This window comes from Luteibacter sp. 329MFSha (genome assembly GCF_900111665.1).
Classification (GTDB): domain Bacteria; phylum Pseudomonadota; class Gammaproteobacteria; order Xanthomonadales; family Rhodanobacteraceae; genus Luteibacter.
This window is the reverse complement of record NZ_FOJE01000003.1, coordinates 89,770-114,339: the sequence shown is the minus strand read 5'-3', so window position 1 is coordinate 114,339 and position 24,570 is coordinate 89,770. Positions and strand designations below refer to the sequence as shown.

General features: G+C 64.9%; 25 protein-coding genes, 1 tRNA gene and 1 pseudogene. 18 read left to right on the top strand and 9 right to left on the bottom strand.

The window, feature by feature from the left end; all coding sequences use genetic code 11:
- Positions 1-36: 36 nt before the first annotated feature.
- The 3 genes from BMW54_RS14560 to BMW54_RS14550 form a co-directional block, all read right to left on the bottom strand.
- Positions 37-993 carry a D-2-hydroxyacid dehydrogenase family protein gene (locus BMW54_RS14560; RefSeq protein WP_090057343.1) on the bottom strand — a complete coding sequence of 319 codons (957 nt, stop codon included), beginning with the start codon at positions 991-993 and terminating at the stop codon, positions 37-39.
- 13 nt (positions 994-1,006) lie between these two features.
- Positions 1,007-1,390 (bottom strand): VOC family protein, encoded by a 384-nt coding sequence (locus tag BMW54_RS14555; RefSeq protein WP_090057341.1) that lies wholly within the window; start codon positions 1,388-1,390, stop codon positions 1,007-1,009.
- Between the two features lie 67 nt (positions 1,391-1,457).
- Positions 1,458-2,153, bottom strand: a complete 696-nt coding sequence (locus tag BMW54_RS14550) for a hypothetical protein (RefSeq protein WP_090057338.1) — start codon at positions 2,151-2,153, stop codon at positions 1,458-1,460.
- Positions 2,154-2,480: 327 nt separating this feature from the next.
- Here BMW54_RS14550 and BMW54_RS14545 point away from each other — a divergent pair, with 327 nt between their 5' ends.
- Positions 2,481-3,452: a hypothetical protein gene (locus BMW54_RS14545; protein WP_090057337.1), complete on the top strand. Its 972-nt coding sequence runs from the start codon at positions 2,481-2,483 to the stop codon at positions 3,450-3,452.
- 112 nt (positions 3,453-3,564) lie between these two features.
- Positions 3,565-5,133 (top strand): serine hydrolase domain-containing protein, encoded by a 1,569-nt coding sequence (locus BMW54_RS14540; RefSeq protein ID WP_090057335.1) that lies wholly within the window; start codon positions 3,565-3,567, stop codon positions 5,131-5,133.
- Positions 5,134-5,169: 36 nt separating this feature from the next.
- On the opposite strand, the gene BMW54_RS14535 is transcribed toward BMW54_RS14540, so the two are convergent.
- Complete coding sequence (locus tag BMW54_RS14535; RefSeq protein ID WP_090057333.1) at positions 5,170-5,784, bottom strand: LysE/ArgO family amino acid transporter; 615 nt, start codon at positions 5,782-5,784, stop codon at positions 5,170-5,172.
- A 105-nt stretch (positions 5,785-5,889) separates the two neighbouring features.
- Between BMW54_RS14535 and BMW54_RS14530 the strand changes: the two genes are divergently transcribed.
- The 5 genes from BMW54_RS14530 (at position 5,890) to BMW54_RS14510 (ending at position 10,259) form a co-directional block, all read left to right on the top strand.
- Entirely contained in the window at positions 5,890-6,780 is an 891-nt protein-coding gene (locus tag BMW54_RS14530; RefSeq protein ID WP_090057331.1) for a LysR family transcriptional regulator ArgP, read from the top strand.
- 216 nt (positions 6,781-6,996) lie between these two features.
- Positions 6,997-7,593 (top strand): anthranilate synthase component II, encoded by a 597-nt coding sequence (locus BMW54_RS14525; protein WP_090057329.1) that lies wholly within the window; start codon positions 6,997-6,999, stop codon positions 7,591-7,593.
- Positions 7,594-7,607: 14 nt separating this feature from the next.
- Positions 7,608-8,639, top strand: a complete 1,032-nt coding sequence (gene trpD, locus BMW54_RS14520; protein ID WP_090057326.1) for an anthranilate phosphoribosyltransferase — start codon at positions 7,608-7,610, stop codon at positions 8,637-8,639.
- A 50-nt stretch (positions 8,640-8,689) separates the two neighbouring features.
- Positions 8,690-9,544 (top strand): indole-3-glycerol phosphate synthase TrpC, encoded by an 855-nt coding sequence (gene trpC, locus BMW54_RS14515; RefSeq protein ID WP_090057324.1) that lies wholly within the window; start codon positions 8,690-8,692, stop codon positions 9,542-9,544.
- Positions 9,545-9,551: 7 nt separating this feature from the next.
- The gene (locus BMW54_RS14510) at positions 9,552-10,259 is read left to right on the top strand and encodes a haloacid dehalogenase-like hydrolase (protein WP_090057322.1); all 708 of its coding nucleotides are present in this window, start codon (positions 9,552-9,554) and stop codon (positions 10,257-10,259) included.
- Here BMW54_RS14510 and BMW54_RS14505 read toward each other — a convergent pair.
- Positions 10,256-11,002, bottom strand: coding sequence for a sulfite exporter TauE/SafE family protein (locus BMW54_RS14505; RefSeq protein ID WP_090057320.1), 747 nt, complete (start codon positions 11,000-11,002; stop codon positions 10,256-10,258). The two genes, BMW54_RS14510 and BMW54_RS14505, sit on opposite strands and share 4 nt — an antisense overlap.
- A gap of 140 nt (positions 11,003-11,142) precedes the next feature.
- Here BMW54_RS14505 and BMW54_RS14500 point away from each other — a divergent pair, with 140 nt between their 5' ends.
- Entirely contained in the window at positions 11,143-12,093 is a 951-nt protein-coding gene (locus BMW54_RS14500; protein WP_090057318.1) for a bifunctional helix-turn-helix transcriptional regulator/GNAT family N-acetyltransferase, read from the top strand.
- A gap of 16 nt (positions 12,094-12,109) precedes the next feature.
- Here the strand turns inward: BMW54_RS14500 and crp are convergent, their stop codons facing one another.
- Complete coding sequence (crp, locus tag BMW54_RS14495; protein ID WP_254779384.1) at positions 12,110-12,724, bottom strand: cAMP-activated global transcriptional regulator CRP; 615 nt, start codon at positions 12,722-12,724, stop codon at positions 12,110-12,112.
- 413 nt (positions 12,725-13,137) lie between these two features.
- On the opposite strand from crp, the gene speD reads away from it, so the two are divergent.
- A complete protein-coding gene (gene speD, locus BMW54_RS14490; RefSeq protein WP_036109987.1) occupies positions 13,138-13,923 on the top strand; it encodes an adenosylmethionine decarboxylase in 786 nt (261 codons plus the stop codon).
- Positions 13,924-14,005: 82 nt separating this feature from the next.
- A complete protein-coding gene (locus BMW54_RS14485) occupies positions 14,006-14,692 on the top strand; it encodes an extensin-like domain-containing protein (RefSeq protein WP_090057314.1) in 687 nt (228 codons plus the stop codon).
- Here BMW54_RS14485 and coq7 read toward each other — a convergent pair.
- A complete protein-coding gene (coq7, locus tag BMW54_RS14480) occupies positions 14,689-15,330 on the bottom strand; it encodes a 2-polyprenyl-3-methyl-6-methoxy-1,4-benzoquinone monooxygenase (RefSeq protein WP_090057311.1) in 642 nt (213 codons plus the stop codon). The two genes, BMW54_RS14485 and coq7, sit on opposite strands and share 4 nt — an antisense overlap.
- 267 nt (positions 15,331-15,597) lie before the next feature.
- Between coq7 and rplM the strand changes: the two genes are divergently transcribed.
- From rplM to BMW54_RS14450, 6 genes are all read left to right on the top strand, one after another.
- On the top strand, positions 15,598-16,026 hold the full coding sequence (gene rplM, locus BMW54_RS14475) for a 50S ribosomal protein L13 (protein ID WP_072323841.1): 429 nt from the start codon (positions 15,598-15,600) through the stop codon (positions 16,024-16,026).
- Positions 16,027-16,035: 9 nt separating this feature from the next.
- Positions 16,036-16,428 carry a 30S ribosomal protein S9 gene (rpsI, locus tag BMW54_RS14470; protein WP_090057310.1) on the top strand — a complete coding sequence of 131 codons (393 nt, stop codon included), beginning with the start codon at positions 16,036-16,038 and terminating at the stop codon, positions 16,426-16,428.
- Between the two features lie 66 nt (positions 16,429-16,494).
- Positions 16,495-16,568 (top strand) — tRNA-Gln (locus tag BMW54_RS14465).
- A gap of 602 nt (positions 16,569-17,170) precedes the next feature.
- Positions 17,171-17,902, top strand: coding sequence for a site-specific integrase (locus BMW54_RS14460; RefSeq protein ID WP_090057307.1), 732 nt, complete (start codon positions 17,171-17,173; stop codon positions 17,900-17,902).
- Positions 17,903-18,216: 314 nt separating this feature from the next.
- Entirely contained in the window at positions 18,217-19,296 is a 1,080-nt protein-coding gene (locus BMW54_RS14455; protein WP_139206117.1) for a nucleoid-associated protein, read from the top strand.
- Positions 19,293-20,270, top strand: a complete 978-nt coding sequence (locus BMW54_RS14450) for a GTP pyrophosphokinase (RefSeq protein WP_090057303.1) — start codon at positions 19,293-19,295, stop codon at positions 20,268-20,270. The genes BMW54_RS14455 and BMW54_RS14450 overlap by 4 nt, the downstream gene beginning before the upstream one ends.
- Positions 20,271-20,336: 66 nt before the next feature.
- On the opposite strand, the pseudogene BMW54_RS14445 reads toward BMW54_RS14450, so the two are convergent.
- Positions 20,337-21,411 (bottom strand): annotated as a pseudogene (locus BMW54_RS14445) (IS3 family transposase).
- Between the two features lie 264 nt (positions 21,412-21,675).
- Between BMW54_RS14445 and BMW54_RS14440 the strand changes: the two are divergent.
- Both BMW54_RS14440 and BMW54_RS14435 read left to right on the top strand, forming a co-directional pair.
- Positions 21,676-22,098 (top strand): hypothetical protein, encoded by a 423-nt coding sequence (locus BMW54_RS14440; RefSeq protein WP_139206115.1) that lies wholly within the window; start codon positions 21,676-21,678, stop codon positions 22,096-22,098.
- Positions 22,099-22,888: 790 nt separating this feature from the next.
- Positions 22,889-23,332, top strand: coding sequence for a hypothetical protein (locus BMW54_RS14435; protein WP_090057299.1), 444 nt, complete (start codon positions 22,889-22,891; stop codon positions 23,330-23,332).
- A gap of 51 nt (positions 23,333-23,383) precedes the next feature.
- Here BMW54_RS14435 and BMW54_RS14430 read toward each other — a convergent pair whose 3' ends face one another.
- Complete coding sequence (locus BMW54_RS14430) at positions 23,384-24,307, bottom strand: MASE1 domain-containing protein (protein WP_175472880.1); 924 nt, start codon at positions 24,305-24,307, stop codon at positions 23,384-23,386.
- Positions 24,308-24,570 lie beyond the last annotated feature (263 nt).

Here is a 24,570-nt window from a genome sequence, read left to right as displayed (position 1 = left end):
GCCTCCACTCGTCTGCCTTCGGGTGGAGCGCGAGCATCACCGAGCCGCCGCCACCCGATCGAGCCACGCCACCAGATTCGCCACCGTGTCGCCATGGAACGTGCGGTACATCTCTTCCGTGACGTAACCGATGTGCGGCGTCGCCAGCACGTTCGGCAACGTACGGAACGGATGGTCGGGCGGCAGCGGCTCCTCCGCGAACACATCGACGGCCGCGCCGGCGATCCGCCGTTCGCGAAGCGCGTCGATCAACGCCGCCTCGTCCACGATGGGGCCGCGCGAACTGTTGACCAGGAACGCGGATGGCTTCATTGCCGCAAGCTGGTCGGCACCGACGAGGCCGCGGGTGCGGTCGCTCAGCCGCGTATGGATCGTGAGCACGTCCGATCGCGCGAAGAGCGCATCCTTCGGCACCCGTGTGGCGCCGGCCGCCGCCGCATCGTCGTCCGTGAGGTTCTGGCTCCACGCGATCACGTGCATGCCGAAGGCCTGGGCGATGCGCGCGACGCGGGAGCCGATCCTGCCGAGGCCGACGATACCGAGGGTCTTGCCGCGGAGTTCGGTGCCGAGACCCACCTGCCATCCTCCCGCGCGGACGGAGGCCGCCTCCGTCGCGATGCCGCGCACCAGGCCGAGGATGGCCGCCCAGGTGAACTCGATCGTGGGCGTGGAGGAGTAATGCGTGTGGACGACTTCGACGCCACGCGCCGCCGCGGCCTCCTCGTCGATCGAGGCGTTGCTTCCGCCGGTCGAGGCGATGAGCCGCAGGCGCGGCAGGGCCGCGAGGAGCGCCGCGTCCACCGGCGTGCGCTCGCGCATCACGCAGATGGCGTCGAACGGCGCGAGCCGCCGTGCCAGCGCTTCGCGATCGGCGAGGTGGTCGCGGAAGACCGTGACGTCGGCACGGCCTCGCAGTGGGGACCAGTCGGCGCTCGTCAGGGCGACGCCCTGGTAATCGTCGAGTATCGCGATGCGCTTCGTCGCGTCGTTCATGAGGGCGTCCCGGTCAGGCCGGCTGGATGAGATCCCAGCCGTTGCCGTAAAGATCGTCGAAGACCGCGACGGTGCCGTACGCCTCGTGGCGCGGCGCTTCGCGGAAGTGCACGCCATGCGCGAGCATGCGCGCGTGATCGCGGGCGAAGTCGTCCGTGTGCAGGAACAGGAATACCCGGCCGCCGCCCTGCCGGCCCACGCAGGCACGCTGCTCGTCGTTCACCGCGCGGCCCAGCAGCAGGCGCGTCGTGGAACCGCGCGGTCCGACCGTCACCCAGCGTTTGCCGTCGCCCTGCGGCGTGTCCTCGAACAATTCGAATCCCAGCGCGTCGACGAAGAAGCGGATGGCTTCGTCGTACTCGCGCACGAGGTAGGTGACGGCACCGAGTGAGGCCATGGGTCTGCTCGCGGGGAAGGGGAATGCCAAGCATCGCCGTTGAGCCGCCCCTGGGCAAGGCGCTGGTTCAGTGGGCGCGATGCTCGTCGTCCAGCGCCAGGCCACCGCCGAGGCCGAGGCCCGCGCCAGCGGCGCCTCCGAGCCCCGCGCCACCACCACCGCCACTTCTGCCACCACCGCCTTCTCCCTTGCCGCCGCCGTCGCCCTTGCCACGCGCACTGGCGACGACACGTGCCGGCCCCTGTTTCGGAATCGCGAGGTGTGCCGGTACGGGCTCGAGATCGAGCACCTTCCGGATGAAATCGCGCAACGACACGACGAGCGCATCGGTATGGATGGGCCGCCCGGCGGCGAGGTCGTTCGCCGCGTGCGCCGCGAGTTCCACCTGTTCCTCGGTGCCCAGCAGGATGATGTCCGAGAGCGCCGCTTCGACGGCGTCGCGCACGCGGCGTGCCCGCTCGCTGCGGCCGCCCGGATCCGTCGTGGGTGCATCGATGGCGTCCGCGCTCGCCGCGCGCTGCAGGATGTCGCGCAGGTGCGTCGGGTCGACGCTGAGATCGCCGGTGAACGAGCCACCGAGCGTCTTGTAGGCCGCGATCAGCGTGCGCAGCCGCTCGTTGATCTGCCGGTTTTCCCGCTCCCGTCGCTGCTGCACCGTCTGCTGTGCGATCAGACGGATGCCGACGCCGATCAACGTCACCACGGCCAGACCGATGAAGGTGGTGAGCAGGCCCTGCCAGGAACTGAAGTCGAGATTGCGCATGGAGGAATACTCGATTAGGTCTCACCGTAGCGACAGGCTCGATGAAGGCCGGGGTTCCACGAAGGGCAAGCCAGTACATGGTGAGCGGGAATCGGTGAGATCCGACCTGTCCCGGCGCCCTCTCCCGGAAGATGTCGTGCTTATGGAAAGTCAGTATACGCAGGCTGGGATGAGCACCTTTTCCAGCAGCCGTTCAAAGCAATGGATCTTCATCCGGCAGTCTGTGGCGTCGAAGGTCAGGATCACGGCTAATCGCGGTTGCGATGCGTTGAGGCGCCGTCGCTCGGCTCGCAGCCACCTTCGTCAATCAACCAGCGGATGGTTCGAATGTTACTTCACCTGAGCATGGCCTTTCTTTTGTCGACGTCAGCGGACGTATTTCCACCTGACCATTCGAGAGGGGTCTGGAGCGATCTGGCCATCATACGGAGCCAGAGTGACGAGCCCTCGGACAGAGCGCTGCTGTTCGCGGAGCTGTACCAACGAAGGCTTGCTCGCGAGCTGAGGAATCTGCCTGCGCTTCCTGAAGCCGAATTGCATGATTTGTTTCTCGTGCTGGACGCGGCATCGCGACTCTCGTCGGTTGCCGACTATGCCCGGCGCGCCGACTACCTGGACGGGATGCGCGCGGTCGTCGAGGAGCTTGGTCGGCGGGGGACCCGGCGGGAGCTGGAACTGGAAAAATATCTCGAGGCACTGGTGGCGCGCCGGCGGTTCGACGATGCCAGGCGCATGGAAACCCTTGTCGATCCATCCGTCTTCCGTCGGTACAGTGGTTTCATGCAGCAAGGATGGCGCGTGTTCGAGGGGCGTTCGGGATATACCTTGGGACGTGGGGGGAAGCTCAGGCATCGAGCGATCGAACTCCCTGACGATGGATCCTATGTTGTCGTCGTCATTGGTTGCCACATCGCGGACAGGGCAGCGAAGGCGCTTTCGCTGGATCCGCGGCTCGCAGGGATACTAGGAGGCCCGCGCGTGGTGTGGTTGCTCGGCGATGCCGAAACCGACGTCGATGTGATCAGGCAATGGAAACAGGATTTCCCCGTCTTCAAGGCCCATATTGCCTTCGACAACGCGTCGTGGCCGGGGATCGACTTAGCTTCGACCCCGTCGTTTTTCTTCTTCCGAGGTGGACAGTTGGTCCAGACCTTGGTCGGCTGGGGGGCGACCGTTGGTCCTGAGCAAGTGGCGGACGCGTTCGAAACCATAGGCCTGCTCCAGCCATCTCAAAAGTCGGGCAGTTCGGCGGAAGGACGGCCTGTCGATTCCCGGTTAGCCGAAGCCGGCCGGCGTTAGCTACGGCGTTTCCGGCAAGAGGTGGCGCGACGGCGCCGGGCCATGACTTCCAGCACATCGGTGCCGCATCGTGCGCCCGGATACTGCGGGCTCCACCGGCGAGGCATTCGGTATGGACGTGCAGGCTTTCCTGGGCAGTTCCGTTTCCCCCGCCCGCCGCTCGCGGCGATGGTGGCCTAGTCTCGCCTTCGTCGGGCTGAGTCTCGCCGCGGCCGGCGTGACCGCGACCGACGGGCCGCTCGCCGCGCTCGACCATGGCCTTCGGCCGACGGTCGTCGCACCCGGCGAACATATCCCGCGCTGGTCGATCGAAGAACGCATGCGGTTCCATAAGGTACCCGGCGTCGCGGTGGCCGTGCTGAAGAACGGTCGTGTGGCGCAGGTTCGCGGTTACGGGGTGAAACAGGCCGGCACGAGCGACCGCGTGGACGCCGACACGTTGTTCTCGGTCGGCTCGATCAGCAAGGTCGTCACCGCCACGACGACCCTTCGGCTCGCCGCGCAGGGCACGCTCGACCTCGATCGCGATGTCGACGCCTACCTGAAACGCTGGAAGCTTCCCGCATCGCCCGCCGTGCCGCATCCGGAGGTCAGTCTGCGCATGCTCATGTCGCACACCTCGGGATTGGGCGTGCATGGCTTCGCGGATTACCAGCCGGCCGATCCCCTGCCGACGCTCGTGCAGGTGCTCGACGGTCAGCGTCCGGCCAAGGGCGAGGCGGTGCGATTCAAGGCCGCCCCTGGCAGCGTCGACGACTATTCGGGTGGCGGTGTCACCGTCGAGCAGATGGCGATCGAGGACGCGACCGGTCGCCCTCTCGCCGACGTCGCTCGGGATCTCGTGCTGACACCGCTGGGCATGCGACGAAGCACTTACGAAAGTCCGCTCTCCGCCACACGCGGCAACATCGCCAAAGCCCATGACGCCAGCGGCGCGCCGACGGCGCTCCCGCGCGGATGGGAGAGTTTCGCGGAGGCCGGCGCCTCCGGCCTGTGGACGAGCGCGAACGACCTCGGGCGATTCATCGCCGCGATCATCGGCAGCTACCGCGGGACCGACTCGTTTCTCCCCCAACCGCTGGCGACCGACATGCTGACGGAAGTCTCGCCCGGCCCGTTCGGTCTCGGCCCCCGCCTGGGCGGCGAAGGGCGTGGTCGCTACTTCTTCCATCTCGGAGCGAACGAAAGCTATCTCGCGCTCCTGCAGGGATACCCGGAGACCGGCGACGGCTACGTCATCCTCACCAATGGCGCGAACGGCCTCGCGCTGATCGCCGAGGTGCGCAACGCGCTCGACGACGCGACCGGGCTGAGCGCGCGACCGCCGGTGATGACGATCAAGCCACGCGTGCCACCCGCGCCGGACTTCGCCGGCACGTACCGCCTCGACGCGTCGGTACCGATCGACGTGCGCCGCGCGCTCGCCGACAGCTTCGAGCACGCGTCGCTGGACGTGACGGTGAAGGGCGATGACGTCTCGCTCACGTTGCCTGGACAGGAAAAGCCCGTCGTGCTGCAGGCGCTTGGCCCCGCGCAATTCGTGCAGTCCGGCATCTACGTCTTCCGCTTCGAGTTCCGCCGCGACGCCTTCGGCAAGGTGCGCGGCCTGACGGTGTCGATGCCGGAGACGGAATCGGTGGCGTATTACACCAAGGATGTCGCACCGGAGCCCGGTGCTTAGCGGTGCGTGGCGACATGTCGTCGCTAGTGCAGCCGCTCAGAGTGGGCGCATCAGAAGAGCAAGGGACAAGGAAATCATGAAGACCGCTACGAAGCCGTCGAGCAGGCGCCACGCCGAAGCGCTGCGAAACACCGGCACCAGCAGGCGGGAGCCGTAACCCAGCGCCGAAAACCACGTCACGCTCGCGAGGCATGCGCCACCAGCGAACGCCCACCGCGATGCGCCGGGATACTGGGTCGACAGACTCCCCAGGAGGACCATGGTGTCCAGATACACGTGCGGATTGAGGAACGTGAAGGCCAGGCACGCCAGCAGCACCCGGCGCCAGCTCTTTTCTTCGGCGGAGCCCGGCGCCAGAGCCCCGCTTCCATGCCAGGCCCGGCGGGCTGCCATCCACCCGTAGATCGCCAGAAACGCTGCACCGCCGAAGCGCAGCGCCTGGAGGAGGGCCGGCCACTCGCGGACCAGCACCCCAACGCCCGCCGTGCCGCTCACGATCAGGAGGATGTCTCCAAACGCGCAAGTGCACACGACGAGGCCGATGTGTCGCTGCAGCAGACCTTGCCTGAGGACGAAGGCGTTCTGCGAGCCGATGGCGATGATGAGGCCGGCACTCGCGAAGAAGCCGGCAACGGCCGCGGCAATGGACATGGAACGCACTCGAAGGGACGGCGCGTCAGATTGCATCGTACCGGTCAGTTAGGAAAACTAATAATTCTGTAGAGTGTTTAGAAGTTCTAAGCAGGGGCGTCGTCGATGGATCTGCTGCATCCGCAACTTGCCGCATTCGTGGCTGTGCTTGACGAAGGTAGTTTCGAGGCTGCGGCGCAGCGCCTGTCGGTGACCTCATCTGCCGTCTCGCAGCGGGTCAAGGCGCTTGAAGATCGGCTAGGCCAGGTGCTGATCCTGCGCCAGATTCCGTCTCGCCCGACGCCTGCAGGCGAGCACTTGCTGCGGCGGGTGAGGCCGATGCAGGCGCTCGAGGCCGAGGCGCTGGCGGATTTCGCGCCGGCCCGAGAGTCGGGGCCGCGGTCCGTCGCGATCGCGGTGAACGACGACTCCCTGCAGACGTGGTTCCTGGGCGGACTGGCCGAGCTGCATCGACGCTTCGGCTACCTGTTCGATGTCCGGGTGGACGATCAGGATCACACCCTCCAGATGCTTCGAGACGGGACCGTGTTGGGCGCCGTCACGGCAGAGGCCCGGGCCATCCAGGGATGCAACGTCCATCCGCTCGGCACGATGCGTTATCACGCGATCGCATCGCCGGCATTCTCGAAAAGGAACTTCCCGGACGGGTTGAACGCGGAAGCCCTGGCGACAGCCCCCCTCATCGTGTTCAACCGCAAGGACGACCTGCAGTGGCGCTTCATGCGACGCATCACCCGCGCGCGTTTGTCTCCACCCACGCACTACCTGCCGACCGCCACGGGATTCGTCGAAGCCGCCGCGCTGGGACTCGGCTGGTGTCTGGCCCCGGAGTCGTTGATCGCCCCGGCGGTCGAAACAGGACATGTGGTCAATCTCGACCCAGGGCGATGGCTGGACGTGTCGTTGTACTGGCAGTACGCGGCGGTGCGCTCGGACACGCTGGAGCACATCGGCCGCGCGATGCGCGACGCGGCCCGGACTGCGCTACGACCGTGATCATGTCCGGGAAGGCGACGAGACGGGCGAAAGACATGGCTGCGACGGACATCCCGGTCGCGACTCGCCGGCGCAGGTGGTATGGAGCATGTGCCGTACAATGGCCGACCACCCTGCGGACGCGCGGTTCAGCGCTGAAGCATGGGGGTACTTATGGGGGTACTTTTACAGATACCCCCTGCCACGTGGCAATGAAAACAAATGGTTAGGTCAGCTATGCTCCTCATGATCGACAACTATGACTCCTTTACCTTCAACCTCGTCCAGTACCTCGGCGAGCTGGGGCAGGAGGTCAAGGTGGTGCGGAACGACGCCCTGACGGTCGCGGACATCCGGGCGCTGAAGCCCTCGCGGATCATGATCTCGCCGGGGCCGGGCACGCCTGACGACTCGGGCGTGTCGATCGACATCCTGCGCGAGATGGCCGGGGAGCTGCCGATCTTCGGGGTCTGCCTGGGCCACCAGGCCATCGGCCAGGTGTTCGGTGGCAAGGTGATCCGCGCGCGCGAGATCATGCATGGCAAGACCTCGCCGGTCCGGCACCTGGGGCAGGGCGTGTTCGCCGGCCTGCCGGATCCGTTCGAGGCGACGCGCTACCACTCGCTGGTGGTGGAGAAGGACTCGGTGCCGGACTGCCTCGAGGTGACCGCCTGGACGGAGCGCGAGGACGGCTCGATCGACGAGATCATGGGCCTGCGCCATCGCACGCTCGACATCGAAGGCGTGCAGTTCCACCCCGAGTCGATCCTCACGCAGCACGGCCACGACCTGCTGCGCAACTTCCTCGGCATGCCGCTGCCGCTCGCCGCGTAAGGATTTCCCGTTCCATGCCCATGACTCCCTCCGAGGCGCTCCAGCGCACGATCGAGCATCGCGAGATCTTCCACGACGAGATGATCGAGCTGATGCACCAGATCATGCGCGGCGACGTCAGTCCGCTCATGACGGCCGCGATCCTCACCGGCCTGCGCGTGAAGAAGGAAACGGTGGGCGAGATCACCGGCGCGGCGCGCGTGATGCGCGACCTCTCCGCGAAGGTCGACGCCGGTCCGCACCCGCATTTCCTGGACATCGTCGGCACCGGTGGCGACGGCGCGTCGTCGTTCAACATCTCGACCGCGTCGATGTTCGTCGCGGCGGCGGCTGGCGCGCGCGTCGCGAAGCACGGCGGCCGCAGCGTCTCGTCCAAATCCGGCAGCGCGGACGTCCTGGAGTCGCTGGGTGCCCGGATCGACCTGCTCCCGGCCCAGGTGGCGGTCTGCATGGGCGAGACCGATATCGGCTTCATGTTCGCGCCGAACCACCATCCGGCGATGAAGGTGGTGGCGCCCGTGCGCCGCGAGATGGGCGTGCGCACCATCTTCAACATCCTGGGCCCGCTGACGAATCCCGCCGGCGCGCCGAACATCCTGATGGGCGTGTTCCATCCCGATCTCGTCGGCATCCAGGTCCGCGTGCTGCAGGCGCTCGGCGCCCGGCACGCCATGGTGGTGTGGGGCCGCGACGGCATGGACGAAATTTCCCTCGGCGCGGCGACGCTGGTGGGCGAGCTGCGCGACGGCGCCGTCCACGAATACGAGATCGAGCCGGAAGACTTCGGGCTCGCGATGGCGTCGAGCCGCAACCTTCGCGTGGAGGATCCGGCGGAATCGAAAGCGATGCTGATGGACGCGATTTCGGGCGTGCCCGGCGTGCCGCACGACATCGTCTGCCTCAATGCCGGCGCGGCGCTGTACACGGCGGATGTCACGCCGACGATACAGGCGGGCATCGACCTGGCCCGCGCCACCATTGCAAGCGGCGCGGCTCGTGCAAAAATGGAAGCGTTCGTAGCCGCGACGCAGCGGCTCGGCGCCTGATATCGTCGGGGTGTCCCCATACCCCGGCCTTACCCAAGGAAGCCTTTCCGATGCCCGACATCCTCCACCGCATCCTCGACCGCAAGCGCGAAGAGATCGCCGAGCGCGGCCGCAGGCGCACGCTGGACGATATGGCCGCGCTTGTCGCCGACCTGCCCGAAACACGGGGCTTCGTCGCGGCGATCGATGCGCGCCTGCACGACGGCCACCCCGCCGTCATCGCCGAGATCAAGAAGGCCAGCCCCAGCAAGGGCCTGATCCGCGCCGACTTCGATCCGGCGGCCATCGCCCGCAGCTACGAGGCCGGCGGAGCGACCTGCCTGTCCGTGCTGACCGATGCCGATTTCTTCCAGGGGCACGAGGATTTCGTGAAGCAGGCGCGCGACGCGTGCTCGCTGCCGATCCTGCGCAAGGACTTCATCATCGACGAGTACCAGGTGTACGAGGCGCGCGTGATCGGCGCCGACTGCATCCTGCTCATCGTCGCGGCCTTCGCGGACAAGGATGGCGACGATGTCATCTACCGCGAGGACGAGCTGCTCGAACTCTCGATGCTGGCGGCGGAGCTCGACCTGGACGTGCTCGTGGAAGTGCACAACGAGGACGAACTCGAGATCGCGCTCGGTCTGCCCGCGCCGCTCATCGGCGTGAACAACCGCAACCTGCGCACGTTCGAGACCTCGCTCGGCACCTCGCTGAAGCTGAAGGACCGCGTGGGTTCGGAAACCGCCATCGTCGCGGAATCCGGCATCCACACGCCGGAAGACGTGCGCAAGCTGCGCGAGGCCGGCATCCATACCTTCCTCGTCGGCGAGGCGTTCATGCGCGCGGCCGACCCGGGTTCGGAACTGCAGAAGCTCTTCGGCGCGCCGCCGCAGTCGCATACGCCTCACAAGCATCGGTAAACGCGAGATGGATCAGGGGAACGGCACGGCGGTCGTCGACGACACCGCCGCGGACACGCGACGCGTCGTGTTGTTCGATTTCGATGGCGTGATCGTGCGGCACCAGACCCTCGAGCTCTTCTTTCGCGAGCGGCTCGCGGGCATGGGGCGCTGGCGCCTGCTGCTCGCGTTTCCGCTCGTCCCCTTCGTCCCCTTGCTCAAACGAAGCGCGGCCGGCACGCGGATGCTGGGCCGCGTGTTCCTCCGCGTCGTCACGTTCGGCCGCCGCGAGGCCGCCTACCGGCGCCTCGTCGCGGCGTTCGGCCGTGCGTACGCGCGCCGGCCGGGCGTGTTCTGCCGTGACGCCGTGGCGGCGCTCCGTCGTCACGCGGACGCCGGCGATCGCGTGATCATCGTCACCGGGAACGACGGGCATCTGGTGGAGGCGATCCTCGACGAGGTGAACCTCGCCGGCTACGAACTGGCGGGGTCGCAGACGCGCGGCGGCCTGTTCGGCGTGCGCTTCGTGCGCCACAACGTCGACGGCGTGAAGGTGCGCACGCTCGACCAGGCGGGCATCGCGCGGCCCTGGGCGATCGCGTACGGCGACTCGCTGTCCGACATCCCCATGCTGAAGGCCGCGGACGCGGCGCGGCTCGTCAATCCGACGCCGAAGACGGCGAAGAAAGCGGCCCGGGTCCTGGGCGACAAGCTCGAAGTCCTGCACTGGTACTAGCGCAGCAGCAGATTTCCCAGCTGGTACACGCTGATGCCGACGATCAGCAGCCCCACGGCCGTCATCACGTAGCGCGGCGGCAGGTGCTTCACCAGCCACGCCGCGAAGGGCGCGGCGATCACGCCACCCGTAAGCAGGCCGAGCACGATGGGCCAGTGCTGGATGCCCATGTGCGCGACGAGCGTGGTCGAGATCGCGACGGTCACCACGAACTCCGCCGCGTTGACGGTGCCGATCGTATGCCGCACGGCGCCGCCGCGGGCGAGCAGGGTGGAGGTCGCGATCGGTCCCCAGCCGCCCCCGCCGATGGCGTCGAGAAGTCCGGCGAAGAACCCCAGCACGCCCTTGTGCTTCACCCGATGGTGCGACACGACGCGGCCCGCGGCGCGAACGAGCACCACGACGCCCAGGATGAGCAGATAGGCATAGACGTAGGGCTTCAACGCCTCGCCCGGCACGCTGGCGAGGAACCACGCACCGACGATGCCGCCGATCACGCCGGGGATGGCGAGACGCCGGAACGCCTTCCAGTCGACGTTGCCGAAGAACGCGTGCGCGCCGCCGGAGACGCCGGTGGTGAAGACCTCGGCGGTATGCACGGTGGCGCTGGCCACCGCGGGCGGCAGGCCGAGGGCCAGCAGCACCGAATTGGAAACGATGCCGTAGGCCATGCCCAGCGCGCCGTCGACGAGCTGCGCGAGCAGCCCCACGCCGACGAAGGTCAGGAATTGCGTCCAGTCCATGTGTCATCTCATCCCGGGAGTCCGCCTCCACCATATACGACGGCGCTGCGTTCGCCCGATGAAGGTGACGTTCGTCGCTTGCGTGCGGCATCGCGCCGTCCTAGCCTGATCGTTCACGTCCCCCGTCCCCTGGATCGCCGATGTACCTCTCTTCCCTGCGCGAACTGGCGCTCGGCAGTCGTCTCAAGGCCCTGAGCGATCATTTCTACCAGGCCGTGGACGAGGTCTACAGGGCGAGCGGCGCAGGCATCGAGTCGCGATGGTTCCCCGTGCTCCGCTACCTGCGCGACGTGGGTCCGACCACCGTGACCGACATGGCGCTGGCGATCGGCCAGACGCACTCCGCCGTGAGCCAGCTCGCCGATCGCCTCGTGGAGGCCGGCATGGTCACGCGCCAGCGCGACCCGCACGACGGGCGGCGCAGCGTGCTGGTGCTGACCGTCGCCGGCGAACGCGCGCTGGGCGATCTCGGGCCGGTCTGGCTCGCGATCCGTCGCGGCATGGCCGAGTCCCTCGGTCCGCGCGGCGCGGCGTTGCTGGATGCGATCGACGGCTGCGAGCAGGCGCTGGCGGAACGGCCGCTCGTGGCCGCGATCCTCGACCAGCGGGCGGTGCTGTCGCAGGCGGTGGTCGAGGTCGTGCCGTACCAGCCGGCGCTGCGCGAGCACTTCCGGCGCCTCAACCAGCAATGGCTCGAGCGCCAGTTCCGGGTCGAGGACGTCGACCGCGCCCTGTTCGCCGATCCGGAAGGGATGATCATCGCGCCGGGCGGCGCGATCCTGTTCGCCCTCTACGCCGGCGAAGTCGTCGGTACCTGCGCCCTCATGCACGAGGGCGACGGGGTCTACGAGCTGTCGAAGATGGGCGTCGACGAGAACTATCGCGGCCTCGGAGCGGGCCGGAAGCTGCTCGACGAGGCGATCGCCACGTTCCGCCGCCGCGAGGGCCGGGAGCTGTTCCTCGAGTCGAACAGCCGGCTCGAGCGCGCCCTTGCCATGTACGAGCGCGCCGGCTTCGAGCGGCAGCCGGGCATCCGCCCCGGTTCGCATTACGCGAGGGCGGACGTCTACATGGTCTACCGGGGCGACTGAGTCGGCGCGGGCGCCCTCAGCGGGTGCCGCGCACCACGATCGTCTTGCCCGAGACGTCGATCATGCGCTCTTCCTCGAGCTGCTTGAGCACGCGGCCCACCATCTCGCGCGAGCATCCGACGATCCGGCTGACTTCCTGGCGGGAGATGCGGATCTGCGTGCCGTCCGGGTGCGTCATGGCATCCGGCTCCTGGCAGAGGTCGAGCAGGGTCCGCGAGACGCGGTTGGTCACGTCCATGAACGCCATGCGGCTGACCTGGCGGGACGTGCGGAGCAGGCGGTGGGTCAGCTGCGAGCCGATGGCGAACAGGAGCTTCGGGCATTCGGCCGCCAGCGGGCCCTCGAGCAGCTGGAACAGCCGCTCGTAGCTGATTTCCGCCATCTCGACGGCCGTGCGGGTCCGGACGAGCGATTCGCGCTGCGCCTGCTCGACGAACAGGCCCATTTCGCCGATGAACTGGCCCCGGTTGATGTAGGCGAGGATCAGCTCACGGCCTTCCTCGTCCTCGGTGCAGACGGCGAGCGAGCCCTCGACCACGTAGTAGAGCGTGTTGGCGGGATCGCCCGGCCGGATGATCGCGGTCTTCCCCGGATAGCGACGACGGTGGCAGGCGTCGAGGAAACGGCCCATGGCAGCCGGGTCCGGCGCGAAGCTCGAAGGAGCCTGCGACCGTTCGAACGCCTGTTGCAACAGATATTTAAGTTGAGCCACAGCTGATTCCGATGAGTCTCAATGGCATGGCGCCCCCGTCCAGCGGTCGGCCGACGGTTTTCCGTCAGGCGTCGCCGACTCGCCATGTCCCCGGCCGATTATTGCAGACAAAGGGCCCGTGAAATCCACCCATTTCGAGAGACTGTGGACGGCGTGTTCAAATCCTCGCCAACTTGCCCCATAATTTCACCCCCTCGGCGTCCGGACCCCCTGTCTCACGCCGTACACAAGCGCCGGGCACACTTCGCCGTCCGGTGCTTTTCATTTTGCGGGGACCCTTGCTGCTAACCCGCGTCTGCTGCTGGCCGATCCCCCGGCCTCGGAGAGTCGCTGTGGTCAAACCGCTTCCCCGCCTTCGCCTGCAGGGTTTCAACAACCTGACGAAGGCACTGAGCTTCAACATCTACGATATCTGCTATGCCGTTTCCGAACAGCAGCGGCAGAACTACATCGAGTACATCGACGAGCAGTACGACGCCGATCGCCTGACCCAGATCCTCACGGACGTGGCCGAGATCATCGGCGCCAACATCCTGAACATCGCGCGCCAGGACTACGACCCGCAGGGCGCGTCGGTCACCATCCTCATTTCCGAGGAGCCGGTGGTCGAGAAGCTCGGCCGCGACACGATCTCGGGCGCCGTCGTGGCGCACATGGACAAGAGCCACATCACCGTCCATACGTACCCGGAAACGCATCCGCACAACGGCATCGCCACGTTCCGCGCCGACATCGACGTCGCCACCTGCGGCGTGATCTCGCCGCTGAAGGCCCTGAACTACCTGATCGACAGCTTCGAGTCGGACATCGTCATCGCCGATTACCGCGTGCGCGGCTTCACGCGCGACGTGAAGGGCAAGAAGCACTTCATCGACCACAAGATCAACTCGGTGCAGGACTACCTGGCGAAGCACATCCGCCAGAAGTACGAGATGTTCGACGTGAACGTGTACCAGGAAAACATCTTCCACACGAAGATGCACATCAAGGACTTCGACCTCGACACCTACCTGTTCGAGGCCCAGGCCGACGACCTCTCGTTCAAGGAGCGCCAGCGCATCGAGTCGCTGCTCCGCCGGGAGATCGAGGAACTCTTCCACGGCCGCAACCTGATGTAACGAAAAACCCCGCGAAAGCGGGGTTTTTTTACACCCGGCGTCATGGTCCGGGCCTTCACGCCCGCCCCGCTAGCGTCGTCCCATGCGCGCGCTGCTGCTCCTCGTCCTGCTGCTGTCCCTCTGCGCGCTGGTCTGGACCAGCGGCTGGCGGCCGCCCGACCGCTACAACCCCTGGGCGCCGCTGGACCTGCGCGCGACGCCGGATGCCTTCCTGCGTTTCAAGCTGGCGCGGCTCGACGACGATCCGGCGATGTGCCGCGCGGCGATCCGCGAGGGTGGGGCGGCTTTCGTCCCCGTCCCGGATCGACACGAAGTCAGCGGCTGCGGCTGGACGGATGCCGTGCGTCTCTCGGCGATCGGCCCCGCCACGTTCGCGTCGCCCGTCACCGTGACCTGTCCGCTGGCGGCGTCGCTCGTGCTTTTCCACCGCCACCTGCTGCAGCCCTCGGCGGAGCAGGCGTTCGGCGCGCAGGTGCGGCGCGTCGAGCACGTGGGCTCGTACGCGTGCCGCAACGTCTACCACCGCGATCAGGCGCCCCTGAGCCGCCACGCCGTCGCCGACGCGATCGACGTCACCGGCTGGCTTCTGGCCGATGGACGTCGCATCACGGTGGAGCGGGGTTGGGCCGCGCCCGGCGAGGCCGCCTTCCTGCATGGATTGCAGGCGGACGGCTGCCGCTACTTCGGCGCCTTCCTCGGTCCGGATTACAACGCCGCGCACCGCACCCACTTCCATCTGCAGGGGCGCGGCTTCGGCCTCTGTCGTTAGATGCGGTAGGCCACGGTCTTCATGACGGCGGACGCGGCGTGCATCAGTCGCGGCAGCGGCCAGGGCAGGTCGACGCCGCCGCGGGCCTGCGCCGCGTCGGCGTGGCGGATCTCGTCCGCCTGCATCTGGCGCAGGATCGCCCGCGAGCGTTCGTCCTGCGCGGGCAGGCGTTCCAGATGCTCCGCCAGATGGGCCTCCACCTGGCGCTCGGTTTCCACCACGAAGCCCAGGCTGATCGGATCGCCCACCGCGGCCGCGGCCACGCCGATCGCGTAGCTGCCCGCGTACCAGAGGGGGTTGAGCAGGCTGGGCCGGCTGTCGAGCTGCTTCAGGCGTTCGGCGCACCAGGCCAGGTGGTCGGTCTCTTCCTGCGCCGCGTGCATGAGGTGCTGGCGCGTCTCGTCCGTGCGGGCGAGGGCGGCCTGGCCCACGTAAAGCGCCTGCGCGCATACCTCGCCGACATGGTTGATGCGCATGAGGCCGGCCGCGTGCCGGCGCTCGGCGTCGTCCAGCGGCGCATCCGCGATCGCGTCTCCCGGCGATCGGCGCGAGGGCTCGGGCGAGCCGGCCACGGCCTCCATGGCGCGCTCCAGGCCGGCGAGCAGGCGGTCGAGGGGGCTCAGGATGCGTGCGGACATGGAAACTCCAGGCGTGCGGGGACGACACACGGTACAATGCCCGCCGTCCGATCCCGAGTGAAGGTGCTGCGGCCGCTTGTCGCGCAGGGCATCCCATGCACCGGGAAGGGTTGTGATCATGCCGTCAACCCGTGCTATGATTGTCGGCCCAAAGCTCACTATCGACGTGGGCTTGCGCGATGAGGGAAAAGTCCGCTATTCTCTCGCGCCTTTGCTTTCACCGATTCCGTGTTCCGCCTCTTTGGCGGCAAACCAGGTATTTTCGAAATGAAAACGTTCAGCGCCAAGCCGGAGAGCGTCAAGCGCGATTGGTTCGTGATCGACGCCACGAACAAGACCCTGGGTCGCCTGTCGACCGAGGTCGCGCGCCGTCTCCGCGGCAAGCACAAGCCCGAGTTCACCCCGCACGTCGATACCGGCGATTACATCGTCGTGATCAACGCCGAGAAGGTGGCCGTCACCGGTGCGAAGCTGGACGACAAGATGTACCACCGCTTCACCGGCTACGTCGGTAACCTGAAGACCACGAGTCTGAAGGACCTCCTCGCCACGCACCCGGAGCGCGTGATCGAGATCGCCGTCAAGGGCATGCTGCCGAAGAACCCGCTGGGTCGCGCCATGTACCGCAAGCTCAAGGTGTACGGCGGCGCCGAGCACCCGCATACCGCACAGCAGCCGCAGGCGCTGGAAATCTAAGGAATCGACATGGCTACCCAGCAGAATTACGGTACCGGCCGCCGCAAGACCTCCGCCGCCCGCGTCTTCATCCGCAAGGGCACCGGTGGCATCGTCGTCAACGGCAAGCCGCTCGATCAGTTCTTCGGTCGTGAAACCTCGCGTATGATCGTCCGTCAGCCGCTCGAGCTGACCGAGAACACCGAGAAGTTCGACATCATGGTGACGGTCGCCGGTGGCGGCATCACGGGTCAGGCCGGCGCGATCCGCCTCGGCATCGCCCGCGCTCTCGTCGAATACGACGAAGCCCTGAAGGCGCCGCTGCGCAAGGCTGGTTTCATGACCCGCGACGCCCGTGAAGTCGAGCGTAAGAAGGTCGGTCTCCACAAGGCACGTCGCGCAACGCAGTTCTCCAAGCGCTAATTTTCTAGTAGAATTCGCGCTTCAATTCGGTGCATCAAGGTCAGAGCGCATCGAATCCCGGTTTATTGGGAGATCGTCTAACGGTAGGACAACGGACTCTGACTCCGTTTATCTAGGTTCGAATCCTAGTCTCCCAGCCACACCCGGAAAGGCCCTGTTTTTGCAGGGCCTTTTCTTTTGCCTGTGGTTTGGCGGGTGGGACAAGTCGCTGGGTCAACTTATGCGCCTTGCACATCACCTCGTTCGCCGCGACAGCGGCATCTATGCCTTCCGCCTGGTCGTGTCGGCGGACTTGCGTGCTGCCTTGGGACTGGGCGTCATCAAGCGTTCGTTGGGCACGCGAGACCCCGCACTGGCGAAGCTCTACGCTTATGCCCTCAGCTCCCGGTATGCTGCGGCTTTCGCGGCGCTCAGGGGACGAGTCGTGTCTACGCCACCCAACATTAATGATGTGGTCGCTCTTACGGAAAGCGGCGGGGGGCAAGCGGCTCGACATCAAGACGGTCGACCCATGCACCCATCTGCCCTTCCACCTGAAGACCGATGGGTCTCCGGGCGACAGCGCCGCTGGTCTTGAGGCATTGCGCATCATCTTCGCCAGCCCACTGCCGGTGGCTCCCGCTGCCGAGGCTCCGGCTCCGGTCACAGGGCCGACCCTGGAGGTCGCCATCAAGACTACGGTGAGACCGAAGCGCTGGGGCTTAAGGCCGACACGTGGGATGCCCGTCGTAGGGCGCTTCAGTTGTTTTCGGACTATCTGGACGAGCAAACCCACGTCGGTGCCATTACTAGGGCCCGGGCATCGGAGTGGACGGATGCCTTGCTTCGCGACGGCAAGAGCAAGCAGACTGTCCGAAACTACACCACCCATGTCGCTGCCCTGTTCGATAGCTTGATGCAAAAGGGCCAGGCGGAGGGCAATCCGGTCGCGGGATTGGTCAAAATCAAAACCCGAGAGAAGAAGGCACGGCGTCAGGAAGGGTTCGGTTGGGAGCCTTTCGACGAAGCCACTCTTCGGCGCGTCTACGGCCCCAAGAATCTGGCGAAGACGCGCACAGACCATGTGCGCTGGGGTGCCCTCCCCGGTCTTTACACGGGCGCACGCGTCGGAGAAATCGCCCAGCTCGCGCTCCGGGATTTTGAAGCGGTCGGAGGGACGCCATGCGTGCGCATCCAAGCTGAGCTAGACGGTCAGCGGGTGAAGTCCGATGCGGGTCAACGCCTCCTGCCCCTGCATCCCGACCTTGTCGCGCTCGGTCTGATGGACCGAGTCGCACGACTGCGAGACGCGGGCGAGGAGTGGTTGTTTCCGGGCCTAAAGCTGGATGGCGCGGCAGGCGTGGGCAACGCGCTCTCCAAGGGATTCTCCTACTACCTCAAAAAGCTGGGGGTGAGACCGCGGCGGTTGAATGGCCGTATTGGGTTTCATAGCTTGCGTAAGAATGTGACCCAACAACTCCATCGTCGGCCGTGACGGAAGAGCGGCGGCGAGCCTACATGGGCCACGAGCCGGGCGAGGATACCCACGCGGTGGTATACATGCGTCCGTGGACCGCCGTCGAAATGCAAGCAGTTACCGAAGGGCTGACCTGGGCTGATTGGCTTTCAGTCAACAGATTGGCGCCGATTTTGCGTAGTTCTACCCCCTAAAGAATTCGCTTCCGTGGCCGCTGTTATGGCTGTTATTACCCTCAAAAGACCGTCCGTGCGTAGTCCCGATGTTTGAGACGACGGGGATGTAAAATCATCCGCTCACGGAAGAACTTATCTGCACCACAGGAGCGGTGTGTGACTGTCGAAAATCTCATCATCACGCGTATTGTTGCCCACGAAGTTTTTCGGCGTAACGATGATAAGACGTTAGTTCCTCCGGACTACGGTATTGCTCTCACTCCTCTTTCTGCGAAGGCAGGTGAGGTTTTGGCGACACGCATCATCAAAGCGATGGGCAGCAATTCGAAGAGCATGGATATGGTCATCGCCAATGTCGCTGCTGTGAGCGTAGGTGATGCGCTGCTGTCCCCGGCGGTAACAGATGCGGATTTCGTGCAAATTTCGCGACAGGTAGCAGACCTTCTCGCCGCCGCACAGACGAGTCGGCAATGGCCTGGCGGTATCTTAGTGATACTCCAGGGGACCGTAGGCTATCCAGGCAGGGATATGGTGGCGTTCATCAAAGCGGAAGTGCAAGAAGGATTTCGCAAAATGATGGACGCCAACGGTGGAATCACCGTTCAGTTCCTTGACGAACTCTTTCTGACCCCCGAGGCCAAGCTCTACAAAATCGGAATGTTCGTTCGACCCGCTGCAGCCGGGGCTGCTCTATCTGACTGGCTGGCGACCGTCTACGACGCAGCAATGACAGGAAAGGACCGAACAACGGCGGCGCACTACTTCTACAACGGATTTCTCGGCTGCGAGTTCCCAGAAAACGCAGCTAAGTTTACGAAGCAATTTCACGACCTTAGCCGGGACTTCATCAGCAAGTTGGACCTGCCCGAAGAGGAGAAGTCTGACCTGCACAATGCGCTCGTGACCTACCTGAAGGTTGATAACTCGGCCACCATCCAAGTGTCCGAATTTGCTGACTCATTTCTTCCAACGCCTGCTGTCAAGGATGCGTTTCTACACTTTATGGATAGTGCTGGGTTTACAGATCAGCCCGTTGCCAAAGACATCTCGGAATTGAAGGCGTTCCTTAAATTCCGAAAAGTAGAGTTCAGCCACAACATCAAACTGACGGCTCCCGCGGAGAACTTTGGCGATTTCATCACCATGGAAACCATTGAGGGAGATGCAGGTCCTGACGGAGAACTACCGTTGTGGACCCGCATCATCGTCAAAGCAGAGGTCACGCACCAATCATGAGCGAAGCGGACATCATCCGGCGGTGGAGCGACGACAAGCCCAAGTATGCGGCTTGGGGTCGTTTTATCATCGATGAAGTCTGTCGAGGTCTCGAGGGGCGAATGCGTGCGGAAGATATGGAGAGTTTTCTCCGAATTCCGCCGAAGGCTCGCCTTAAAAGCGACGACTCGCTCGTGGAAAAAGCGCTCTATCGTGGGAAAGATTACAAGGACCCCTATGTCGACATCACCGACAAGGTTGGGGTGCGTTTCGTAGTCTTGCTTAGTTCTGAAATCGCGCTAGTTCAAGAAGTCATCCAGGCTAACCAAGGTTGGGACTTCTCGCTTGATAAGAACTACGAGGCGGAGCGGGATAACGACCCCATTCAGTTCAGCTATCAATCGGTCCATTACATTCTTCGGAACAAAAACGCCATCAGTGTTGATGGTGTTGACGTTCCCGAAGGGACCCCCTGCGAAGTTCAAATTCGAACGCTTCTTCAGCACGCACACAGCGAGTTGAGTCATCCAAATATCTACAAGCCAAAGATCCAAGCTACGCCCGAAATGAAGCGGGCCGCAGCAACCAGCATGGCGCTGGTGGAGGCGGCGGATGACTATTTTCGACGCGTTGCGAAGCGCAGTGATGAGGCGAATAAGCCCTTGAATGTTGCCTTACAGGCCCTGTGCGGTAAGTATGCGTGCATCACCGGCCAGTCGCCATACATCGGCAAGCTCACATCTCTGATTTTGGATGCGTACCGCGACCTACTGGGCGATGACTTGCCTGCTCGACTGGATACGTTCGTCGAGAAGAAGGGGTATACCGGTGATGCCATCAGGCGCCGTAGTGAATCCAATATTCTTTACCGGCAGCCGGTCGTTTTGCTCGCAATGATGTTAGCGGTCGAAGGTCCTAACGCTACACGAGATGCGTGGCCGCTCACACAGGATGAGCTTCGCCCAATTTTCGAAGATGTTGGCAGCAGCATGTGATGCCCCCCCCCCCCCCCCCCCCCCCCCCCCCCGCTTTCAGTAGCGGAGCGAATTAGAGTCCGGGGGTTACTGCGACTGCTCGGCGTAGGCAGCGGGTGTCGGTCCGCCCAACGCCTTCTTCGGCCGCTCCTCGTTGTATTCCCTTCGCCAGTTTTCGATCTCGGTGCGTGCGTGAAGCAGGCTCGGGAACCAGTGTTCATTGAGGCACTCGTCGCGCAAGCGACCGTTGAACGATTCGATGTAAGCGTTCTGGTTCGGCTTGCCCGGTTCGATCAGGCGCAGCTGCACGCCACGCTCATGGCCCAGATGACCATCGACTTGCCACAGAACACTTTACCGTTGTCACTACGGATCATCTTCGGGAGGCCCCGGGTGAGCGCCAGGCGATCCATCACGCGCGTCACGCCCATGCCGGAGATCGCGCGTTTGACCTCGATAACGACAGCCTCGTGCGTGGCGTCATCAACGACCGTCAGACACTTGATGACGCGGCCCTCGGCCGTGCGATCGAACACGAAGTCCATCGACCAGACCTCGTTGGGTGCCATGGGTCGGGACAAGGGCTGCCGTTCGCCTGCTGGCACCTTTTTGCGCTTGCGGCGACGCACCTGCAGCCTGGCGGCCTGATACAACCGCTCCACACGCTTGTAGTTCACGAGCATCCCTTCTTGCCTAAGCTTCAGATAGATCATGCCGACGCCATAGCGCTTGTGCCGCTGCGCCAGGGCCACGATCCGCTGCCGAAGTTCACCATTGCGGTCCGCGCGCGGTACGTAACGCAACGCACTGGCGCTTATGCGAAGCACTGTCAGTGCACGGCGTTCGCTGAGCCCTTGGTTCGTCATCTCCCGCACCAGCAAGCGTCGCGCCGGCGCGGTCACCACTTTTTTCGCAATGCCTCACGAGTGATCTCGTTCTCCAGCATCGACTCCGCCAACAGCTTTTTCAGCCGGGCGTTCTCCGCCTCCAGTTCCTTAAGCCGCTTGGCCTCGGAGACCGTCATGCCGCCGAACTTGCTGCGCCACAGGTAGTAGGAGACTTCACTGAAGCCGTGCTTGCGGCATAGGTCCTTCACCGCCATGCCGGCTTCGGCCTCACGCAGGAACCCGATGATCTGCTCTTCGGAAAAGCGCTTCTTCACGTCCAATCTCCGTCAGTTGGGGGATTGGACTCCAAATCGCCTTGCTACTCAAAACCGGGGGGACGTCGGAGAGGTCGCCCCCCCCGATTTATCCGCGCGACCTTGCGGAGAAGCAGACCAGCTGGTGCGTTTGCCTGACGGCGGACAACGACGGGCAGTTCGTCGAATCCACGACGGGATTACGCTGACCCTAAAGAAGGTGAAGGTCACGTCGATATATAGGGGTTGGACCACTTTTTCGCCATCGGCCCCAAGGAGCAGCACATGACCGACATAACCCAAACCGCCACCTCCAACACCGAACAGACCTTCATTGAGAACGCGTTCGGCACCGTCACCACCAAGCGCTTGGTCTTTTACCGCGCTAAGGGTTGGTTGAGCGGCGGGTCCCGCCAGGACATCCCCCTCCAGCACGTGACGTCTGTACGCCTGGACATCTCCCGATCGATCTTCGCGGGCATCCTTCTCCTCTTCATTGGCCTCGCGTGCCTTGGATCGGGAAATGGTCTGGCCGTGGTCTTCGGGCTTATCGCGCTCTTCTTCGGAGTTCTGCTGATCTGGGGCTCGCCGACGGTAGTCGTCAACACGGCCGGCCAAGATCTGAATGTTGCAAAGGGCTGGCCCTGGGTGCGTGGCGAGGCCACCACGTTCGTTGAAGGTCTGCGAGGTCAGTTGTTCCGCTCCTGACGGGATGCGGTGTGACGAGTGGCTGCAGCCCCACCGTGGCAACAGGCTTCGCCCGCTTGGTCAAATCTGGAGGGCAATCCTTCTGGGTTGGACCAAGCGCCAAATGGCCTAAGATCAAGTGGTTGGGAGCACTCTATGCATGTCCTAGTCTCCCAGCCAAACGCAGAAAGGCCCCGAGAAATCGGGGCCTTTTTGTTTGCGCGTTTCGCGGAGCGTCGGGAACGGCGCGGGTCGCGACCGCTTCCGCAACGCCGCACGGCGAACGTCTGCAAGGGACGTTCATGGGGCCGGTGCTGGTCGCTGTCCGGGTTATCCGGCAGACTGCCTGCGCGCCTCAGTTACCGGCGCGATGCTTTTCAGTCGAATCACGACACGCACCAAGGGGCGGGCCCATGCTTATCCGGGTGAGGGTGGCAGGAGCGAGCGGCATGGTCGGTAGCCAGGCAAGTGCCTGGGCGACGACCGGCGCCGAGTGTCGATGAAAACGATCATTCCAGACCATTCCGGCAGGCGGACGCGTGCCGCGTCGGCGCGCGTGCCGCAAAAAGGCCGGTTTATTCGACGCTGATCGCTATCCATCGGAAAGCAGGGAAGGGCGCGCCTGGACCCGGAGGGGGCCGACTCGCAACACAGCCGTCCAAGCTATGCGCGGATTCGGCAGGTGCCCCCAAGCGACCGCGGTCGATGCGGGAAAGTGGCGGTATCGGCCATGGGTTCGCCATGGGCGACACACGGAACCCGGGGCAGTAAGACATCGGGGCCGTACTTCCATCACACAGGAGTATCCATCATGCGCACGCACAACCGCCTCTTGCTCGCCTCGCTCATCACGCTCTCCCTCGGCATCGGCGCCGCCCACGCACAGACCGCCGTGACCGGCCTCGGCCAGTCCTGGCCCAACACGACCGACATCAGTGCGAACTCCGGTTACCACGTCTACAAGTTCAAGAAGGGCAACATCACGTACTTCCAGGTCAACGACGCGAACGGCACGGTTCGCGGCGCCTTCATGCGCACCGTCACGGGTGACATCACCGGGCTGCCGATCGGTACCGACGCGTCCAACCTCGCCACGGCCGACGATCGGCTGCCTGCACCGGCGAGCACCGCCTACACGGTCGTCTACCAGGATGCCGCGACGCAGATCGCGGTGGCGCCGCAGTCCGATGGATCGATGCGCATGATGGCGGTCGCCGTGGAGTGCAAGAACCCCGTGGAGTGCACGAGTCGGTAACGACCGCGCGGGCATGTCCGCGTGCCGACGGCACGCGCACTGGAACGGACATCAGTGGCGATGAAAACCCGATGACAGGTCCTGCGCGAGCAGGACTTGTCTTGCGGCCGCCTGGCGACGTGCGACACGCACGCCGAACAGCAGCGATGTCGAAAGCACGAAGGCGATCACCGTCTGCGCCTGGATCATCGCGGGATCCAGCAGGCTGAACGAGGTGGATGCCATCGCGACGCTCGCGAAAAGACCGCCGAGCGATGTGCCATGCCAGCCATGACGCAGCGTGAGGGCGACGACGGGTAACGCCATCGCCATGCGGGTGACCTGCAGGGCCGTGCCTTCGGTCTGCGAGGCGATACCCATCAGCAACGCCAGCGACGGCACCGCGATGAGGAGCAGGTCGCGGGCCAGCGTGCTATGACGGATGGCGTCCCATGTGACGGTCCGCTTCGGTTGCGCGGCGAGACGTTCACGCAAGGCGAGGATGCTCGGCGTCAGGGTGAGCGCGCCCAGGTACAGGCCGAGGAACCACGCGAGGAAGATCTGCGGCGTCACGCTCGGTGCCGGTGAGCCATCGTCCATGCGGATGAGGCTCAGCACGACCGAGTTCTCGGCCGCGTTCATCACCGCGCACAGCAGCGTCGCCAGGACGATCATGCCGATGTTCACCTCGCCGCCGGCACGGATGATCGGCAGGCGCGATTGCAGCCAGGCCACGATGGGCATGCAGAAGACGATCGGAGGAACGGTGTTGGCCACGGCCCAGGCCACGCCGTAGTCGGACATGTGCACGAAGGCCATCTCGGCGATGGGCAACGCTTCGCCGACGGCGAGGGCCGGCCAGAACTTCCGGGGAACGAGCAGCAGGCACGCCATGCGCAGCCCGGCGGTGAGCATCCAGTGCGAGAACGAAAAATTGCGGGTCAGCTCGTAACAGGCCGCGTAGGCGCCCGCGACGGCTACGTATCGACCCCACACCAACGCGTCCCTGTTCATTCCGCCCACGGTAGTCCCCCTAGGTCGATCTTGTCCTTACATGATTGGTCGTTCGCCTGTCTGGCGCGTTTCGTCGGCTGGCCGGAGCCACGCGGACCCCTTTCACACACCCGCTCCCGTGAGGGTAGTCTGAAGGTATATCGGCCCGTTCGCCATGGATTGGACACGTTTTTGAAGGATTTGCCGATTAAGGGCCCCGTTTGTTCTCAAGAGTCGGCTGCGCGAGCCTCCCGCCCCCCTTGCCG

Bases quoted from the DNA above. Each gene is read 5' to 3' on its own strand.
- BMW54_RS14535 (WP_090057333.1), bottom strand. From the start codon at position 5,784: ATGTCCATTGCCGCGGCCGTTGCCGGCTTCTTCGCGAGTGCCGGCCTC.
- BMW54_RS14560 (WP_090057343.1), bottom strand. From the start codon at position 993: ATGAACGACGCGACGAAGCGCATCGCGATACTCGACGATTACCAGGGC.
- BMW54_RS14530 (WP_090057331.1), top strand. From the start codon at position 5,890: ATGGATCTGCTGCATCCGCAACTTGCCGCATTCGTGGCTGTGCTTGAC.
- rpsI (WP_090057310.1), top strand. From the start codon at position 16,036: ATGGCTACCCAGCAGAATTACGGTACCGGCCGCCGCAAGACCTCCGCC.
- trpD (WP_090057326.1), top strand. From the start codon at position 7,608: ATGCCCATGACTCCCTCCGAGGCGCTCCAGCGCACGATCGAGCATCGC.
- BMW54_RS14505 (WP_090057320.1), bottom strand. From the start codon at position 11,002: ATGGACTGGACGCAATTCCTGACCTTCGTCGGCGTGGGGCTGCTCGCG.
- trpC (WP_090057324.1), top strand. From the start codon at position 8,690: ATGCCCGACATCCTCCACCGCATCCTCGACCGCAAGCGCGAAGAGATC.
- BMW54_RS14540 (WP_090057335.1), top strand. From the start codon at position 3,565: ATGGACGTGCAGGCTTTCCTGGGCAGTTCCGTTTCCCCCGCCCGCCGC.
- BMW54_RS14550 (WP_090057338.1), bottom strand. From the start codon at position 2,153: ATGCGCAATCTCGACTTCAGTTCCTGGCAGGGCCTGCTCACCACCTTC.
- BMW54_RS14450 (WP_090057303.1), top strand. From the start codon at position 19,293: ATGAGCGAAGCGGACATCATCCGGCGGTGGAGCGACGACAAGCCCAAG.
- crp (WP_254779384.1), bottom strand. From the start codon at position 12,724: ATGGGCCGTTTCCTCGACGCCTGCCACCGTCGTCGCTATCCGGGGAAG.
- BMW54_RS14510 (WP_090057322.1), top strand. From the start codon at position 9,552: ATGGATCAGGGGAACGGCACGGCGGTCGTCGACGACACCGCCGCGGAC.
- BMW54_RS14555 (WP_090057341.1), bottom strand. From the start codon at position 1,390: ATGGCCTCACTCGGTGCCGTCACCTACCTCGTGCGCGAGTACGACGAA.
- coq7 (WP_090057311.1), bottom strand. From the start codon at position 15,330: ATGTCCGCACGCATCCTGAGCCCCCTCGACCGCCTGCTCGCCGGCCTG.
- BMW54_RS14525 (WP_090057329.1), top strand. From the start codon at position 6,997: ATGCTCCTCATGATCGACAACTATGACTCCTTTACCTTCAACCTCGTC.
- BMW54_RS14485 (WP_090057314.1), top strand. From the start codon at position 14,006: ATGCGCGCGCTGCTGCTCCTCGTCCTGCTGCTGTCCCTCTGCGCGCTG.
- BMW54_RS14440 (WP_139206115.1), top strand. From the start codon at position 21,676: ATGACCGACATAACCCAAACCGCCACCTCCAACACCGAACAGACCTTC.
- BMW54_RS14545 (WP_090057337.1), top strand. From the start codon at position 2,481: ATGTTACTTCACCTGAGCATGGCCTTTCTTTTGTCGACGTCAGCGGAC.
- BMW54_RS14500 (WP_090057318.1), top strand. From the start codon at position 11,143: ATGTACCTCTCTTCCCTGCGCGAACTGGCGCTCGGCAGTCGTCTCAAG.
- rplM (WP_072323841.1), top strand. From the start codon at position 15,598: ATGAAAACGTTCAGCGCCAAGCCGGAGAGCGTCAAGCGCGATTGGTTC.
- BMW54_RS14435 (WP_090057299.1), top strand. From the start codon at position 22,889: ATGCGCACGCACAACCGCCTCTTGCTCGCCTCGCTCATCACGCTCTCC.